Genomic DNA, 15554 nt, shown 5'->3' on the forward strand with positions numbered 1-15554 from the left:
TGTCAACGCCTCCGACCACGCAGGTTACGCCACCGTAGGTTACGGTTGCTCCTGAGTTCTCATCGTCGCTCGCGGGCGGCACCCGCGGCGGGCGAAACCCTCCCCGTCGGGGGAAGGCTCACGGCAGACAAGGGGGAAGACCCATGAGTGCTTCACGCACGTCGGTACCCGCGCTCACGCGTAGTGCCGAGTCGGCGGCCGGCTCGGACGCCTCCGGTCATGAGGCCCTTGAGGCCGTCTACCGGCAGGCCGGGGTGCCCTCCGCGATCCCGGCGGTGAGCGAGCCCCTGTCCTGCATGCTGCGCGACGCCGCCCGGGACTTCCCGGACCGAGTGGCCCTGGACTTCCTGGGAGCGACCACCACCTACTCCCAGCTGGAGACTCAGGTGGCGCGGGCCGCAGAGGCCCTGCGGGGCCTGGGGGTCGGGCGCGGGGACGTCGTCGGGGTCATTCTTCCCAACTGCCCTCAGCACGTGGTCGTGGCCTACGCGGCCTGGCGCATCGGGGCGATCGTGGCCGAGCACAACCCGCTGGCGCCCGCCGCCCAGCTGCGCGAGCAGTTCCACATCCACCGCGGGCGCGTCATCATCGCCTGGGAGAAGACCCTCGAGCGCCTCGTGGCGGCAGTGGGCTCCCTGGAGGCGGCGGGCCTGGGGGGCCTGAGCGTGTACTCGGTGGACCTGTCCCGCCATCTTCCTCTGCGCAGCCGCCTGGCCCTGAGGCTGCCAGTGGCGGCCGCCCGCACCCAGCGCCGCGAGCTGCGCGGCAGGATCCCGGCCGGGGTGCGCTCCTGGGACGACCTGGCCGCCTCCGCCATCCCCTTGGCCACGGGCTTCCCGCTGCCGAGCGCCTCAGAGGCAGCGGCTCTGCTGTACACCGGCGGGACGACGGGCACGCCCAAGGCCGTATGCCTCACCCACGAGAACCTGCGCTCCAACGCCGAGATGTCCTTGGCCTGGGCGTCGGGCACCACGAGCGCGGGCAAGGAGACCTTCTACGCGGTCCTGCCCTTCTTCCACGCCTTCGGCATGTCCCTGTCGCTGCTGTGCGCGGTGGGGCTGGCCGCCACCCAGGTGGTGCTGCCCAAGTTCGGGGCGGACCTGGTGCTGGCCGCCTGGAAGCGGCGCCCGGCCACCTTCTTCCCGGGGGTGCCGGTCATGTTCGACCGTCTGGTGACCCGGGCGCGGGCCACGGGGGCGAACCTGTCCTCCTGCAAGATCGCCGTGTGCGGGGCGGCCCCCAACCCGCTGGCGGTGGCGCAGGCCTGGGAGGAGGCCACCGGTGGCACCATCATCGAGGGCTACGGGATGACCGAGTCCTCCCCCATCATCTTGGGAAACCCGATCTCGCCGGCGCGTCGGCCCGGCACCCTGGGGGTACCCTACCCCTCCACGCAGGTGCGCCTGGTGGACCCTGAGGACGTCGAGCGCGAGGTGGCTCCCGGGGAGGTCGGCGAGCTGCTGGCCCGCGGCCCCCAGGTGTTCTCCGGCTACTGGGACAACCCCGAGGAGAGCGCCGAGGTGCTGCTGGATGGGGGCTGGCTGCGCACGGGTGACCTGGTGCGCCAGGAGGCGGACGGCTTCTACGTCATCGCCGACCGCCGCAAGGAGCTCATCATCTCCGGGGGCTTCAACATCTACCCCACGGAGGTGGAGGCCGCGGTCCGCTCGATGCCGCAGGTGGAGGAGGTCGCCGTCGTCGGGCTGCCGGCCGAGGCCGGTAACGAGTCCGTCGTCGCCGCGATCCTGCCCAAGGAGGGACAGACGGTCACCCTGGAGCAGGTGCGCGAGTGGGCGGCCAAGAACCTGTCCAACTATGCCCTGCCACGCCAGATTGCGATCCTGACCGAGATGCCCCGCTCCCAGATCGGCAAGGTGCTACGGCGCGTGGTGCGCGATGAGCTCCTGGCGGCCCGGGAGGCGGCCTCCGGGGCAGCGACGGCGGCGGCCGTGTCCATCGTCGAGCACTTCCCCGGCAGGGGTGAGCGCAGGGACGGCGGTCAGCAGGAAGGCGGCCAGGACGGCAAGGCCGGGCCGCATGACAGCGCGGCCTCCCGCTGAGGGCACGCCCTTAGATCGCGACCGCCCCAGATCACCTGACTGCTCCCACCCACAGCCCGATTCGACTCCACAGACATGACTGACAGCACGATCAACGCCGCCGCCTCACCGCAGCAGGCCACCCAGGACCACCGCCACTACCTGCGCCCTCACTACCAGCCCGGCATCCCGGCGGCGATCGAGGTTCCCGACGCGCCGCTGAGCGAGCTGCTGGAGACAGCGGCGCGCTTCTACCCCGATCGGGTCGCCATCGACTTCCTGGGCGCGGAGATGACCTACCGCGAGCTGCTGGAGGCCTCGGAGCGGGCGGCGCAGGTGCTGCGGACCTCGGGGGTGCACAAGGGCGACCGGGTGGCCCTCATCATGCCGAACTGTCCGCAGCACGCCGTGGCCCTCTACGGGGCGCTGCGCATCGGCGCGGTCGTGGCAGAGCACAACCCGCTGGCGCCCGCCGAGGAGATCCGCTCCCAGCTGGACGCGCACGGAGCCCGCGTCGTCATCGTGTGGGAGAAGGGCGTCGGCCTCGTCACCGATCCCCGTCCGGCTTCAGGCGCCGACGGCGATGCGCTCCAGGGGCGCACGGTCTTCAGCGTGGACCTCTCAGCCGCAATGCCGGTGCGTCTGCGCGCCGCGCTGCGGCTCCCGGTGGAGCGGGCCCGCCGGCAGCGGGCCGCCTTCCGGGCACAGAGCCTGCCTGCGGGGGTGCGCTCCTGGGACAAGGAGGTGGCCGGCGCCCACCGGATCCCCTCACGCTTCCCCTACCCGGCCGGCTCCGACATCGCGGTCCTGCTGCACACCGGTGGGACGACCGGCACCCCCAAGGCGGCGATGCTCACGCACACCAATCTGCGGGCCAACGCCAACCAGGCCATCGCCTGGGTGCCGATGCTGCATGAGGGCGGAGAGAACTTCCTGTGCCTGCTGCCCTTCTTCCACGCCTTCGGGCTGACCTTCAACCTCTTCTGCGCGGTGCAGAAGGCCGCCACCCAGGTGATGCTGCCCAAGTTCTCGGTGGATCAGGTGCTCGCCGCGCACGAGCGGCGTCCCTTCACCTTCTTCGTCGGCGTGCCGGTCATGTTCGAGAGGATCCTCGACGGCGCCCAGAAGCGGGGCACGAAGCTGGGGACCCTGCGCTACGGGGTGTGCGGGGCGGCCCCGATGCCGCCGGAGGTCGGGGCCCGGTGGGAGAAGGCGACCGGCGGCTTCTTCGTCGAGGGCTACGGCATGACTGAGACCAGTCCGATCGTCGCGGGCACACCCATGGGGCCCTCGCGGCGGCTGGGTGCGCTGGGCCTGCCCTTCCCGTCCACGGACGTGCGCATCGTGGACCCCGAGGACCCGGACCCCGACCGGGAGGTGCCCGACGGCGAGCCGGGTGAGCTGCTGGTGCGCGGCCCCCAGGTCTTCGCCGGCTACTGGGAGGACGAGGCGGCCACGCAGGCCGCGATCCTGCCGGGCGGCTGGCTGCGCACGGGCGACATCGTGCGCAGGGAGGACTCCTTCCTGTGGATGGCAGACCGCAAGCGCGAGCTGATCCTCACCGGTGGCTTCAACGTCTACCCCAGTCAGGTGGAGGCCGCGATCCGTTCCCTGACGGGCGTGGCCGATGTCGCGGTCGTGGGGCTTCCCGACGGCGCGATGGGCGAGCTCGTGTGCGCCGCCGTCGTCCTGGCTGAGGGGACCGCGCCGGGGTCGGTGACCCTGGAGGCGGTGCGGGAGCACGCCGAGCGGACGATCCCGCGCTACGCGCTGCCGCACCGCCTGGAGGTCATCGAGGAGATGCCGCGCTCCCAGATCGGCAAGATCCTGCGCCGCGTCGTGCGCGAGCAGGTGCTCGCAAGAATCACGGAAGAGGGCTGAGCGGCCGCGGTACCGGTCGTCTCTGAGCCCGCCCGGGGCTTACGGGGTCAGTGCCCGCTCCCAGGGCTCGACGTCGCCGGGGACGACCCGGAAGATCGGGTGCGCCTCAAGCCGCTCGGGCAGGGGCAGGAGGTCGGGGGCGCGGCCGGCCAGCTTGGCCTCAAGGTGTCTGCGCTCCAGGTCCATCTGCCCCTCGGTGACCGTCAGGCTGACACCGGTGCACTCGGCCTCAGGCAGGTCGATGCGGGTGGCGTCGAAGCGGTAGCCGCGCCGGACGGCCTCCTGGCGCAGTCCCCACAGGTAGGCGCCCACCGCCACCACCGGGGTGACCGGATCAGGGGCGGCACGGAAGCGTTCGAGCTGGGGGTGGTTGCGGTAGCCGCGGGTACGTCCGGCCAGGACCGCCTGGGCCAGGAGTGACTCGCGCCAGCAGGCCACCAGGCCCGCACGGTCCAGGTGGCTCGGGTGCAGCGACCACATGCGCATGGCGGCAGTGCGCTTCCGGTTCTCAGAGCAGCCCGGAGGCGGCCAGGACATCGCGCAGGGTGGCGACCTCGGTCTCCTCGGCTCGCACCAGGGGCAGGCGCAGGGTGGGGCTGGGCAGGCGTCCCTGGAGGTGCAGGGCCTCCTTGGCCATGACGGCTCCCTGCCCGCCGCCCATGATGGCGTGGACCAGGGGGCGCAGGCTGCGGGCGAGGGTGCGGGCGCTGGCCAGGTCGCCGGCGTCGACGGCGTCGATCATCTGGCGCCAGGAGTGGGCGTCGGCGTGGGCGGCCACGGAGATGACGCCGGAGGCGCCGTGGGTGAGCCAGGCGAAGTTGAGGCCGTCGTCGCCGGAGTAGTACTCCAGGCCGGTGGACTCCATGCGGCGGAAGCCCTGCTCGACGTCCCCGGTGGCGTCCTTGACGGCCTTGACGCGGGGGTTCTCGGCCAGGCGGGCCAGGGTCTCCTCGGTGATCTTCACGCCGGTGCGTCCGGGGATGTCGTAGACCATGACGGGCAGGTCGGTGGCCTCCACGACGGCGTTGATGTGCCGGTAGACGCCCTCCTGGCTGGGGCGGTTGTAGTAGGGGGCGTTGATGAGCAGGCCCTCGGCGCCGGCCTCCTGGGAGGCCACGCCGATGCGCACCGCGTGGGCGGTGTCGTTGGAGCCGGCGCCGGCCATGATCATGGCGCGACCGGCCAGGGCGTCCTTGACCTGGCGGATCAGCTCCTGCTTCTCGGGAGTGTGGGTGGTCGGGGACTCACCGGTGGTGCCCGACAGGAGGATCAGGTCAGCGCCGTCATCGACCAGGCTGACCGCCAGGGCTCGGGCGGCGTCGAAGTCCACCTCCCCACTGGGCGTGAAGGGGGTGACCATGGCGACGCCGACGGAACCGAAGCTGCGGGAGGGGGCTGCGCTCATGGCGCCACCCTAACGTGCACCCGGCCCACCGAGGGGCTCATCTCATGATCTGTCCCATAGGTACCTCTCCACTCCCGGATGTACTCAGAGACCAGGAAGGGCCGTCACTTAGGCTCGGTCCATGACCTCCTCGACCCCCTCGCCTGCATCGCCATCATCGTCCTCATCGCCTTCATCGCCCTCCGGGAGCCGGGACGGCTCCGTCCTGGGCGCCGATCCGCTGGCCGGGCTGAACCCGGATGCGGATACACGCGCCCCGCACCGCCACTTCCCCGAGGTCCACAACTGTGCGGAGCATGACCATGACGGCCCCCAGGCATCGGGGGGCTTCGTGCGCCCGGCTCGGGCGGAGGACCTGACGGCGATCGGGCAGGTCCAGGCCGCCACCATGTTGGCCTCCCTGGAGGCCGGCCACACCGCCGAACACGGTGCGCCCCTGCCCGAGGGCGTGCGGGCGATGATCGCCGCCCCCGTCATCGCGGCGGGCTGGGAGGCAGCGGTGACCGAGCCGCCCTCGCCCGAGCACCACGTCCTGGTGGCCACCACCGCCCAGGCGGATGCTGCGAGCCGGACGGTGGTGGGCCTGCTGGGCCTGGCCCCCACCCAGTCCATGGACGCCGAGGGGCACGTCGATGAGGCCGGGGTGCAGGCCGTGGAGGTCACGGCCCTGGGCGTGGAGCCGGCCAGTCAGCGCCGCGGGCACGGCTCTCGGCTCCTGGCGGCTGCCGTGGACCTGGCCCGTCAGGACGGCGCCAGGGCGCTCGTGGCCTGGGCGGTGCGCGGGGACGAATCGATCAGCCGGATTCTGACCTCGGTGGGCATGGCGCCCACCGGGGCCCACCGGGTGCTCGGCGTCGGCGAGGGCATCACTGAGGACTGCTGGGCGGCCTCGCTGTAGCGCCTCACCGACCCCGACTGGCTCCCGTCTCAGAGGTCAAGCAGGGCGTCCAGGCCGATGGTCAGGCCGGGGCGGCTGGAGACCTGCCGCACGGCGAGGACCACGCCGGGCATGAAGGAGGCCCGGTCGAAGGAGTCGGTGCGGATGGTCAGCTGCTCGCCGGGGTTGCCGAGCACGACCTCCTCGTGGGCGGTCAGCCCCCGCAGGCGCACGGCGTGGACGTGGACGCCGTCGACGACGGCCCCACGGGCGCCGTCGGGGTCGGTCTGAGTGGCGTCCGGCATGGCGCCCAGGCCCGCCTCGGCGCGGGCGGCGGCAATGCCCTGGGCGGTGGCGACCGCGGTGCCCGAGGGCGCGTCGACCTTGTTCGGGTGGTGAAGCTCGATGACCTCGGCGGACTCGAAGTAGGGGGCGGCCTTCGCGGCGAAGCTCATGGCCAGCACAGCGGACAGGGCGAAGTTCGGGGCGATGAGGACGCTGCGGCCGGCGGCCTCGGGACGGGCCAGGTGCTCACGGATGCGCCCGTAGGACTCCTCGTTCCAGCCGGTGGTGCCCACGACGACGTCCACTCCGGCGTCGAGCAGGGCGTGAACATTGGCCTCAGTGACGCTGGGGACGGTGAAGTCGACGGCGACATCGGCGCCCGCCAGGTGCTCGGCGTCGAGGGTGTCCCCCACGTCCAGGCGGGCCACGAGCTCAAGGCCCTCGGCGTCCTGGACCGCCTGGCAGACGGTCGATCCCATGCGCCCGGCGGCGCCCACAACAGCTACGCGAATCGTCATGGCCCCACCCTAGCGACTCACCCGCCCACCGCGAGGTCACGTCCGCCTCCCGACACCGACTCCGGTTGTCCAGCCCTGGACGTTCTGGATCCGCCTCAGGTGGGAGACTGCATGTGTCCCCCACGGGGGAGCAGCCGGGAGTCGATCCGAACAGAGTCACCAATCATGATGGATGCTGAAGGCACTCCCACATCATCAGAAAGGGAACCGCTCGTGACTACAACCGCGGAGCAAGCACCAGCCGCCGCGCCCCAGGCATTCTCCAAGGCGCCCGGTACCGGGGTTGCCCTCGTCACTGGCGCCTCCTCCGGCATCGGCGAGGACACCGCCCACAAGCTCCGGGCACTGGGCTACATCGTCTACGGCGCAGCCCGTCGTACCAACCGTCTCCAGGCCCTGACCGCCGACGGCATCCGCCCGCTGGCCATGGACGTCACCGACGACGCCTCCATGAGCTCCGGCGTCAACCGCATCCTGGAGGAGACCGGACGCATCGACGTCCTGGTCAACAACGCCGGCTACGGCTCCTACGGCGCCATCGAGGACGTCCCGATCAACGAGGCCCGCCGCCAGTTCGAGGTCAACGTCTTCGGTCTGGCGCGCCTGACCCAGCTCATCACCCCGCACATGCGAACCCGGGGCTCGGGCACCATCATCAACATCTCCTCCATCGGCGGGAGGCTGACCACACCACTGGGCGGCTGGTACCACGCCACCAAGTACGCCGTCGAGGCCCTGAGCGACGCGCTACGCATCGAGCTGTCTCCTTTCGGGATTAACGTCGTCGTGGTCGAGCCCGGCGGCATCCGCACCGAATGGGCATCGATCGCCGCCGATCACCTCGAGGCCACGGCCGAGGGCAGTGCCTACGCCGACCAGATCCGAGACGTGGCCGGAGCCATGCGCAGCGAGTCAAACCGGCGGCACTACTCCCCGCCGGAGGTCATCGCTCGTACCGTCGGCAAGATCGTCACCGCCCGTCACCCCCGGACCCGCTACGCCGTGGGCTTCATGGCCAAGCCGCTCATTGCCGCGCGCCGAGTCCTGCCCGACCGCGCCTTCGATCAGCTCATCAGTGCCGCCTTCGGCTTCCGGCGCTGAGCAACGCTCAGGCCCACACTGACCAGTAGCACCAGGGGCCAACGACTGGAATCAGCCTGTTGGTGTCCAGATCGGAGACAAAGGACCTCCACCTCTTAGAGCGCAGGCTGGAGAACCTTGGAATCATGCGGTTGCGCATCGGCTGGATGAGAGCGATCCGCGCCTTTGTCACCGATTTGGACACTCAGCCCCTCTTCTGGCTCCTGCGGCGTTCGATGAGCGGGTCATGGCCCCGTCGGTTGCCGACAGCCGTCAGTCGACCGGGCCCACCAGGATGCGGGCGCGCTTCTGCTCCACCAGCCAGGCGGCCATCTCCCGGACCTCCTCAGGGGTGACGGCCTCCAGGCGGCGCAGGTTCTCCCCCATGGAGCGCAGGCGCCCGGTGACGACCTCGGCCCGTCCCAGGCGACCCATACGCGCCAGGGAGTCCTCTCCCCCAAGCACCATGGCCCCGCGCAGCTGGCCGCGGGCGCGCATCATCTCCCGCTCAGTGACCCCATGCTCGGCGAGCTTCTCAAACTCGCCGATCATGACGGCACACACCTCGTCGACGTCGCCGGGGGCGCAGCCCGCGTAGAGCCCGAAGGCGCCGGCACCGGCGTAGGAGGTGTCGAAGGCGTAGGTGGTGTAGGCCAGGCCCCGCTTCTCACGCACCTCCTGGAACAGGCGCGAGGACATGCCCCCTCCCAGGATGGTGGTGAGCACGCTCATGGCCCAGCGGCGCTCATCGCGTACGGCGATTCCCTGGCAGGTCAGGTACAGGTGGCTCTGCTCGCTCTCGCGCGGGACGGTGATGTCGTGGACGTCCAGGGGCGCGAAGGGCTCGATCTCGAAGCGGCGCTCGCGCGGGACGGCATCGGGTGAGGCGTCCCACCCGGCCGCGGCCAGGTCGGCCAGGACCCGCTCGCAGACCTCGTCGTGGTCGACGGCGCCGGCAGCGGCCACCACGAGGGTGTCGGAGGCGTAGGTGCGCTTGTAGTGCTCCCACACGGCGTCACGCGGAACGGCAGTGACAGTCTCGTTGGTACCGCCGATGGGTCGGCCCAGCGGTGTGTCCTCACCGAAGGCGGCGCGGGCGAAGGCCTCCTGGGCGACGTCGGCGGGGTCGTCGGCGGCGTCGGCCAGCTCGGAGACGATGACGCCGCGCTCGGTCTCAACGTCGGCCGGCTCCAGGAGGGAGGAGGTCACCATGTCGGCGAGCACGTCAAGGGCCTGCATACCGTCAGGGGCGAGCACACGGGCGTAGTAGGAGGTGTGCTCCTTGGAGGTGGCGGCGTTGGACTCCCCGCCGATCATGTCGAAGGCCTCGGCGATCTCGTGGGCATCGCGCGTGGCGGTGCCCTTGAACAGCAGGTGCTCCAGGAAGTGGGTGGAGCCCTCCTGGCCGGGCACCTCGTCGCGGCTGCCGACGCCGAACCACATGCCGATCGAGGCCGAGCGCAGCCCTGGCACGGACTCGGTGATGACGCGCACCCCACCGGGCAGGACCGAGCGGCGGGTGAGAGCCCCATCGTCGTGCAGGGTCAGCTCGGTGCCGTCACGGCCGGGCCGCCCACGCCCGAGCTCCACCTCGGCGTAGTCAGTCGGGCTCGAGGACTGCCCGGTCGCGGGGGTCGTGGAGGGCTGAGAGGCCGCCGGCCGGGCTAATCCGGCGCGCATGTCTGGGTTGGTCACCCGCGAAGACTAGCGGGCTGGCGGGCCCGGTGTCGTTCCCGCACCCGGCCGCGTGCTGCCGCGGGCAGCGAACACACTGCCCGATGACGGCGGTGTCCCCGCCCGGCCCAGAGGACCGGACGGGGACACCGGAGAGATACGTCAGTCGGCTAGGGCCGCTGAACGGGCCTCACTCCTCCTCGGAGGACTCGGCGCTGCGCATGCGGCGACGGCGCGGACGGCGCTCGCGGCGCGGCTGCTCGCCGTCCTCGTCCTTGGTCTCGCGGCGCGAGCCGCCCTCACGGGAGGCCTTGCGGGAGGCCTCACCCTCGGCCTCGGCGGCGAGCTGCTCGTCGGTGAGGACCGCGTGCAGGCTCAGCTTGCCGCGCTGGTCGATCTCGGCCAGCTCGACCTGGACCTTGTCCCCGACGTTGAGGACGTCCTCGACGTTCTCCACTCGCTTGCCGCCGACGAGCCGGCGGATCTGGGAGATGTGGAGCAGGCCGTCCTTGCCGGGGGTCAGCGAGACGAAGGCGCCGAAGGTGGTGGTCTTGACCACGGTGCCCACGAAGCGCTCACCGATCTCAGGCATCTGCGGGTTGGCGATGGCGTTGACGGCGTCGCGGGCCGCCTCGGCCGAGGGGCCGTCGGAGGCGCCGATGTAGACGGTGCCGTCGTCCTCGACCGTCAGGTCCGCGCCGGTGTCCTCCTGGATCTGGTTAATCATCTTGCCCTTGGGGCCGATGACCTCACCGATCTTGTCCACCGGGATGCGCACGGCCAGGACACGCGGGGCCGTGGGAGCCATCTCGTCGGGGGCGTCGATGGCCTGGGCCAGGACGTCGAGGATGAACAGGCGGGCGTCACGGGCCTGGCCGAGCGCGCCGGCCAGCACCTCGGAGGGCAGGCCGTCGAGCTTGGTGTCCAGCTGGAGGGCCGTGATGAAGTCACGGGTTCCGGCGACCTTGAAGTCCATGTCCCCGAAGGCGTCCTCGGAGCCGAGGATGTCGGTGAGGGTGGCCCACTTGGTCTCGCCGTCGATGACCTCGTGCATGAGGCCCATGGCGATACCGGCCACGGGCGCGCGCAGCGGCACACCGGCGTTGAGCAGCGACAGGGTGGAGGCGCACACCGAGCCCATGGAGGTCGAGCCGTTGGAGCCCAGGGCCTCGGAGACCTGGCGGATCGCGTAGGGGAAGTCCTCGCGGGTGGGCAGGACCGGCACCAGGGCCCGCTCGGCCAGGTTGCCGTGGCCGATCTCGCGGCGCTTGGGGGCGCCCACGCGACCGGTCTCACCGGTGGAGAAGGGCGGGAAGTTGTAGTTGTGCATGTAGCGCTTGTGGGTGACCGGGGAGAGGTCGTCCACCTGCTGCTCCATGCGCAGCATGTTGAGGGTGGTCACGCCCAGGATCTGGGTCTCGCCGCGCTCGAAGATGGCCGAGCCGTGCACGCGGGGCAGGACCTCGACCTCGGCGGCCAGGGTGCGGATGTCCTTCAGGCCGCGCCCGTCCATGCGCACGCCCTCGGTGAGGGTGCGGTGGCGCACGATCTTCTTGGTCACGGAGCGGAAGGCCGCCTTGAGGGCCTTGGTGTCCTCCTCGGTGGGGAAAGACTCGGCGAGCTCGGCCAGGACCTCGTCACGCACGGCGTCGGTGGCCAGGTCGCGGGCCTGCTTGCCCTCGGTGGCGATGGCGGCGGCCAGGCCGTGGGCCTCGGCGGCCTTCTCCACGGCGTCGTACTGCTCGTCGGAGTAGTCCAGGTAGAGGGGGAACTCGGCGGTGGGCTTCGAGGCGTGCTGGGCGACCTCGAGCTGGGCCTCGCACAGGGCCTTGATGTGGGGCTTGGCGGCCTCCAGGCCCTCGGCGACGACGGCCTCGGTGGGGGCGACGGCCCCGGCGTTGATGAGCTCCCAGGCGTGCTCGGTGGCGCCGGCCTCGACCATCATGATGGCGACGTCGCCGGACTCCAGGACGCGGCCGGCCACCACCATCTGGAAGGTGGCGCGCTGCTGCTCGGAGTAGCGGGGGAAGGCCACCCAGTGCCCGTCGATGAGAGCCAGGCGGGTACCGGCCACGGGCCCGGAGAAGGGCAGGCCGGCGATCTGGGTGGACATCGAGGCGGCGTTGATGGCCAGGACGTCGTAGTCGTCGTCGGGGTGGATGGCCAGGACGGTCTCAACGACCTGGACCTCGTTGCGCAGGCCCTTGACGAAGGAGGGGCGCAGCGGACGGTCGATGAGGCGGCAGGCCAGGATGGCGGCGGTTCCGGCGCGGCCCTCGCGGCGGAAGAAGGAGCCGGGGATGCGGCCGGCGGCGTACTGGCGCTCCTCGACGTCCACGGTCAGGGGGAAGAAGTCGAACTGGTCCTTGGGGTGCTTGCCCACGGTGGTGGCGGACAGGACGGCGGTCTCACCGTCGAGGTAGGCCATGGCGCTTCCAGCGGCCTGCTTGGCCAGGCGGCCCGTCTCGAAGCGCACCACGCGCTTGCCGAAGGAGCCGTTGTCGATCACTGCCTCGGCGGCGGTGACCTCGGGGTCGTCAATGAACATGAAGTCTCTTTCTCGTGATCGTCGTGCCGGGTCCGTGGCCTTCGATCGAGGCCCACGGAGCCAAGTGCTGCCACACGCGGATATCCTTGATCCGACGGCGCGAGCACGGTTCCGGAGGCCACCACCGAAAACCGACGGGGCCGGCCGCTCCCCGGGTCTCTTCCCGAGGGCGGACTGCGACTCCTCCTTACTCCTGGCCGGCTCGCACGCTGGGAGAGCATCGATGAGCCGGCGAGTACACGAGGGTACAGCCGCGCAGATTCTATCGTGCGCGGCCACATGATGCCGATCAGCGCCACCGGATGCCACGTGAGATGGGACGCGCGGAACCGATGACTTCCTGGACTGAGCTCGCCTGATCGCGACAAAGTGGTGACCAACGTCAGGACAAAGCAGTCCTGTCCCCTCTCATCTCAGAAGCGTCAACGATGACCCACCGCATGATCTTCAACCAGACCGGCTACTTCGGCAGAGGCGCGATTGCCCATATCGCCCCCGAGATCGCCCGCCGGGGCCTGACCAAGGCATTCATCATCACCGACCCGGTCCTGGCCGACAACGGCACCGCCGCCCGCATCACCGACCTGCTCGACGAGGCCGGCATCGGCTGGGAGATCTTCTCCGACGTCGTCCCCAACCCGCCGATCGAGAAGGTCCAGGCCGGCCTGGCCGCCTTCCGGGCCTCGGGCGCCGACGTGCTCATCGGCCTGGGCGGGGGCTCGCCCCAGGACACGTGCAAGGCGATCTCGGTGATCGCCACCAACCCCGACTTCGAGGACGTGCTGAGCCTGGAGGGCCTGTCCCCCACGACCCGCCCGGGCGTGCCGATCATCGGCGTGCCCACCACCGCGGGCACGGCCAGCGAGACCACCATCAACTACGTCATCACCGACACCTCCAAGCAGCGCAAGTTCGTGTGCGTCGACCCCCACGACATCCCGGTCCTGGCCATCGTGGACCCCGACCTCATGGACGGCATGCCCCGCTCCCTGAAGGTCGCCACCGGCCTGGACGCCCTGACCCACGCCATCGAGGGCTACATCACGCCGGGCGCTTGGGATCTCTCCGACGCCCTGTGCCTGCGCTCCATCCAGATGATCGCGGCGAACCTGCGCGCCGCTGCTGACGGGGACGCCGACGCCGTGGAGCAGATGGGACTGGCCGCCTACATCAACGGCATGGCCTACTCCAACGTCGGGCTCGGCCTGGTCCACGGCATGGCCCACCCGCTGGGCGGGCGCTACAACGCCCCGCACGGGGTCGCCAACGGGATCCTCCTGGCCCCGGTCATGGCCTTCAACGCCGAGCACACCGGGGAGAAGTACCGCGACATCGCCGAGGCCTTCGGGGTTGAGGAAGCCCGGACCATGCCGCTGGAGGAGGCGCGCGCCGCAGCCGTGGAGGCCGTGGCCCAGCTGACGCGGGACCTGGGCAACCCCACCCGAATCTCCGAGGTCGGGGTGGAGGCCGACGGCATCGAGGCCCTGGCCGATGACGCCTTCGCCGACGTGTGCACGCCGGGCAACCCGCGCCCCGCGACCCGTGAGGACATCAAGGCGCTCTACACCTCACTGCTCTGACGACGGGCGAAGCGCCCCCTTGAACGCGATGCGGCCCGGCTCCCCTCCAGGGGCCGGGCCGCACGGCTCGAGGCTGTCAGCTCGCTCAGCGGCGGATGCCGAGGCGGGCGATAAGAGCACGGTAGCGCTCGATGTCCTCCTTCATGAGGTAGTCGAGCAGGCGACGGCGCTTACCGATGAGCAGGTAGAGGCCGCGACGCGAGTGGTGGTCGTGGGTGTGGCCCTTGAAGTGCTCGGTGAGGTTGGAGATGCGCTCGGTGAGGATGGCGACCTGGACCTCCGGGGAGCCCGTGTCACCCTCGTGGGTGGCGTACTCGGCGATGATCTCTTGCTTGCGCTCTGCGGTAACCGACATGCGGACTCCTTCGGGTCTCGTTGCACGGAGCGCCGGGGCAGGTTCTCCCGGGCATGAGGTATCCGTGGCCGATCGACGGCCCGCCAACCTTACCAGCGCCGCTTCCCTCCGATCACGCCAGAGGCTGTGCGAACCGGCACAGTTCCGGGGCGGAAGCGGGATGCGACGGTCAGGCTCCGACGGCGACGACCCCCGCGATGGCCTTGCCCCGCCACCGGAGCTACTGCGCAGTGACATCCTCGGGACGGATCGGCTCGGGGACCGGGACTCCCAGAATCCGGGCGGTGTCCTCGATATCGGCGCGCATCTGCACCAGGAGCGCATCGAGCCCATCGAAGGCGAGCATGGGGCGCAGGCGCTCGACGAGCTCGACCCCCACCTCCTCGCCATAGAGATTGAGGTCGGCTCGCCCCAGGACATGAGCCTCGACCGTGCGCTGGGGGACGTCGTCGAAGGTGGGATTGGTGCCGATCGAGATGGCGGCGGGCAGCCGCTGGACATCGCCTTCGTCTGCGCAGCCGCGAATCAGCCAGCCGGCGTAGACCCCGTCGGGCGGCACGACACCGGCGGTGGCGGCCTCCAGGTTGGCGGTGGGGAACCCGAGCTCGCGGCCGCGGCGCAGACCTCGCACGACGACGCCGCGCAGCCGGTGGGGACGGCCCAGGACCCGGCTGACCTGCCGCATGTTCCCATCCTTAAGGCACTGGCGGATCCACGTCGAGGACCAGCGACGCCCCTCGTCGGAGCAGATGGTGGAGACGATCTCCACCTCGAAGCCGTCCTGGCGACCGATCTGCTCCAGGGTGGCGGCGTCCCCGGAGTTGCGCCAACCGAAGCGGACGTCGTCGCCGACGACGACCGCGCGGGCCCCGAGCAGCTCCTCCAGCCAGGTGCGCACGAAGTCCTGCGGGCTCTGGGCAGCGAAGTTGAGGGTGTAGGTGATGACCAGGACCGCGTCGAGACCGAGGTCCCCCAGGGAGGCCAGGCGGTCGGTCAGGGAGGCGATGAGGGGCAGGTCGGCCTCGGGCTGGTGGACGCTACGGGGGTGGGGGTCGAAGGTGACCGCGACAGCCAGGGGCCGCCGGTCGTCGTGGGCGAGCTCATGGGAGAGCTCGACGACGCGTCCCAGGACCGCCTGATGCCCGCGGTGGACGCCGTCGAAGATGCCCATCGTGACCACGGCGCCCGGCCCTCCCGGAGCGCTCAGGCTCGCTGGCACCTGCTCGGCGCCGTACCAGACCTCCACTGTCGCTGTTCCTGCTCTCATCGGCCCGTGGGCGCACCGCGCCCCTGTCTTCATCCGCATCCGCAC

The 15554-nt window shown here is 70.9% G+C and carries 12 protein-coding genes; 5 read left to right on the plus strand and 7 right to left on the minus strand.

Annotation, left to right across the window (positions count from 1 at the left end):
- Window positions 1-143: 143 nt before the first annotated feature.
- Together FK267_RS03420 and FK267_RS03425 are read left to right on the plus strand one after the other, a co-directional pair.
- On the plus strand, window positions 144-2060 hold the full coding sequence (locus FK267_RS03420) for an AMP-binding protein (protein WP_075378328.1): 1917 nt from the start codon (window positions 144-146) through the stop codon (window positions 2058-2060).
- Between the two features lie 75 nt (window positions 2061-2135).
- The gene (locus FK267_RS03425) at window positions 2136-3920 is read left to right on the plus strand and encodes an AMP-binding protein (protein ID WP_141406313.1); all 1785 of its coding nucleotides are present in this window, start codon (window positions 2136-2138) and stop codon (window positions 3918-3920) included.
- Between the two features lie 39 nt (window positions 3921-3959).
- Here the strand turns inward: FK267_RS03425 and FK267_RS03430 are convergent, their stop codons facing one another.
- Together FK267_RS03430 and dapA are read right to left on the minus strand one after the other, a co-directional pair.
- Entirely contained in the window at window positions 3960-4406 is a 447-nt protein-coding gene (locus FK267_RS03430; protein ID WP_141406314.1) for a pyrimidine dimer DNA glycosylase/endonuclease V, read from the minus strand.
- A gap of 22 nt (window positions 4407-4428) precedes the next feature.
- Window positions 4429-5325: a 4-hydroxy-tetrahydrodipicolinate synthase gene (gene dapA / locus FK267_RS03435; RefSeq protein ID WP_141406315.1), complete on the minus strand. Its 897-nt coding sequence runs from the start codon at window positions 5323-5325 to the stop codon at window positions 4429-4431.
- 121 nt (window positions 5326-5446) lie between these two features.
- Here dapA and FK267_RS03440 point away from each other — a divergent pair, with 121 nt between their 5' ends.
- Window positions 5447-6223, plus strand: coding sequence for a GNAT family N-acetyltransferase (locus FK267_RS03440; protein ID WP_141406316.1), 777 nt, complete (start codon window positions 5447-5449; stop codon window positions 6221-6223).
- A 29-nt stretch (window positions 6224-6252) separates the two neighbouring features.
- Here the strand turns inward: FK267_RS03440 and dapB are convergent, their stop codons facing one another.
- Window positions 6253-7005: a 4-hydroxy-tetrahydrodipicolinate reductase gene (dapB, locus tag FK267_RS03445; protein ID WP_141406317.1), complete on the minus strand. Its 753-nt coding sequence runs from the start codon at window positions 7003-7005 to the stop codon at window positions 6253-6255.
- Between the two features lie 168 nt (window positions 7006-7173).
- On the opposite strand from dapB, the gene FK267_RS03450 reads away from it, so the two are divergent.
- Window positions 7174-8106 (plus strand): oxidoreductase, encoded by a 933-nt coding sequence (locus FK267_RS03450; RefSeq protein ID WP_141406361.1) that lies wholly within the window; start codon window positions 7174-7176, stop codon window positions 8104-8106.
- Between the two features lie 252 nt (window positions 8107-8358).
- On the opposite strand, the gene FK267_RS03455 is transcribed toward FK267_RS03450, so the two are convergent.
- Complete coding sequence (locus FK267_RS03455) at window positions 8359-9765, minus strand: M16 family metallopeptidase (RefSeq protein WP_141406362.1); 1407 nt, start codon at window positions 9763-9765, stop codon at window positions 8359-8361.
- A 184-nt stretch (window positions 9766-9949) separates the two neighbouring features.
- Window positions 9950-12307, minus strand: coding sequence for a polyribonucleotide nucleotidyltransferase (locus tag FK267_RS03460; RefSeq protein ID WP_141406318.1), 2358 nt, complete (start codon window positions 12305-12307; stop codon window positions 9950-9952).
- Window positions 12308-12735: 428 nt separating this feature from the next.
- On the opposite strand from FK267_RS03460, the gene fucO reads away from it, so the two are divergent.
- A complete protein-coding gene (fucO, locus tag FK267_RS03465) occupies window positions 12736-13887 on the plus strand; it encodes a lactaldehyde reductase (protein WP_141406319.1) in 1152 nt (383 codons plus the stop codon).
- A gap of 85 nt (window positions 13888-13972) precedes the next feature.
- Here fucO and rpsO read toward each other — a convergent pair whose 3' ends face one another.
- Together rpsO and FK267_RS03475 are read right to left on the minus strand one after the other, a co-directional pair.
- Window positions 13973-14242 (minus strand): 30S ribosomal protein S15, encoded by a 270-nt coding sequence (gene rpsO / locus FK267_RS03470; protein ID WP_003786006.1) that lies wholly within the window; start codon window positions 14240-14242, stop codon window positions 13973-13975.
- A 220-nt stretch (window positions 14243-14462) separates the two neighbouring features.
- Window positions 14463-15488: a bifunctional riboflavin kinase/FAD synthetase gene (locus FK267_RS03475; RefSeq protein WP_141406363.1), complete on the minus strand. Its 1026-nt coding sequence runs from the start codon at window positions 15486-15488 to the stop codon at window positions 14463-14465.
- Window positions 15489-15554 lie beyond the last annotated feature (66 nt).

The organism is Actinomyces oris (assembly GCF_006546825.1).
GTDB lineage: Bacteria > Actinomycetota > Actinomycetes > Actinomycetales > Actinomycetaceae > Actinomyces > Actinomyces oris.

What these genes read in the sequence shown, in the direction of transcription:
- FK267_RS03420 (WP_075378328.1), top strand. Translation starts at nt 144, where the DNA reads ATGAGTGCTTCACGCACGTCGGTACCCGCGCTCACGCGTAGTGCCGAG.
- FK267_RS03425 (WP_141406313.1), top strand. Translation starts at nt 2,136, where the DNA reads ATGACTGACAGCACGATCAACGCCGCCGCCTCACCGCAGCAGGCCACC.
- FK267_RS03430 (WP_141406314.1), bottom strand. Translation starts at nt 4,406, where the DNA reads ATGCGCATGTGGTCGCTGCACCCGAGCCACCTGGACCGTGCGGGCCTG.
- dapA (WP_141406315.1), bottom strand. Translation starts at nt 5,325, where the DNA reads ATGAGCGCAGCCCCCTCCCGCAGCTTCGGTTCCGTCGGCGTCGCCATG.
- FK267_RS03440 (WP_141406316.1), top strand. Translation starts at nt 5,447, where the DNA reads ATGACCTCCTCGACCCCCTCGCCTGCATCGCCATCATCGTCCTCATCG.
- dapB (WP_141406317.1), bottom strand. Translation starts at nt 7,005, where the DNA reads ATGACGATTCGCGTAGCTGTTGTGGGCGCCGCCGGGCGCATGGGATCG.
- FK267_RS03450 (WP_141406361.1), top strand. Translation starts at nt 7,174, where the DNA reads ATGGATGCTGAAGGCACTCCCACATCATCAGAAAGGGAACCGCTCGTG.
- FK267_RS03455 (WP_141406362.1), bottom strand. Translation starts at nt 9,765, where the DNA reads ATGCGCGCCGGATTAGCCCGGCCGGCGGCCTCTCAGCCCTCCACGACC.
- FK267_RS03460 (WP_141406318.1), bottom strand. Translation starts at nt 12,307, where the DNA reads ATGTTCATTGACGACCCCGAGGTCACCGCCGCCGAGGCAGTGATCGAC.
- fucO (WP_141406319.1), top strand. Translation starts at nt 12,736, where the DNA reads ATGACCCACCGCATGATCTTCAACCAGACCGGCTACTTCGGCAGAGGC.
- rpsO (WP_003786006.1), bottom strand. Translation starts at nt 14,242, where the DNA reads ATGTCGGTTACCGCAGAGCGCAAGCAAGAGATCATCGCCGAGTACGCC.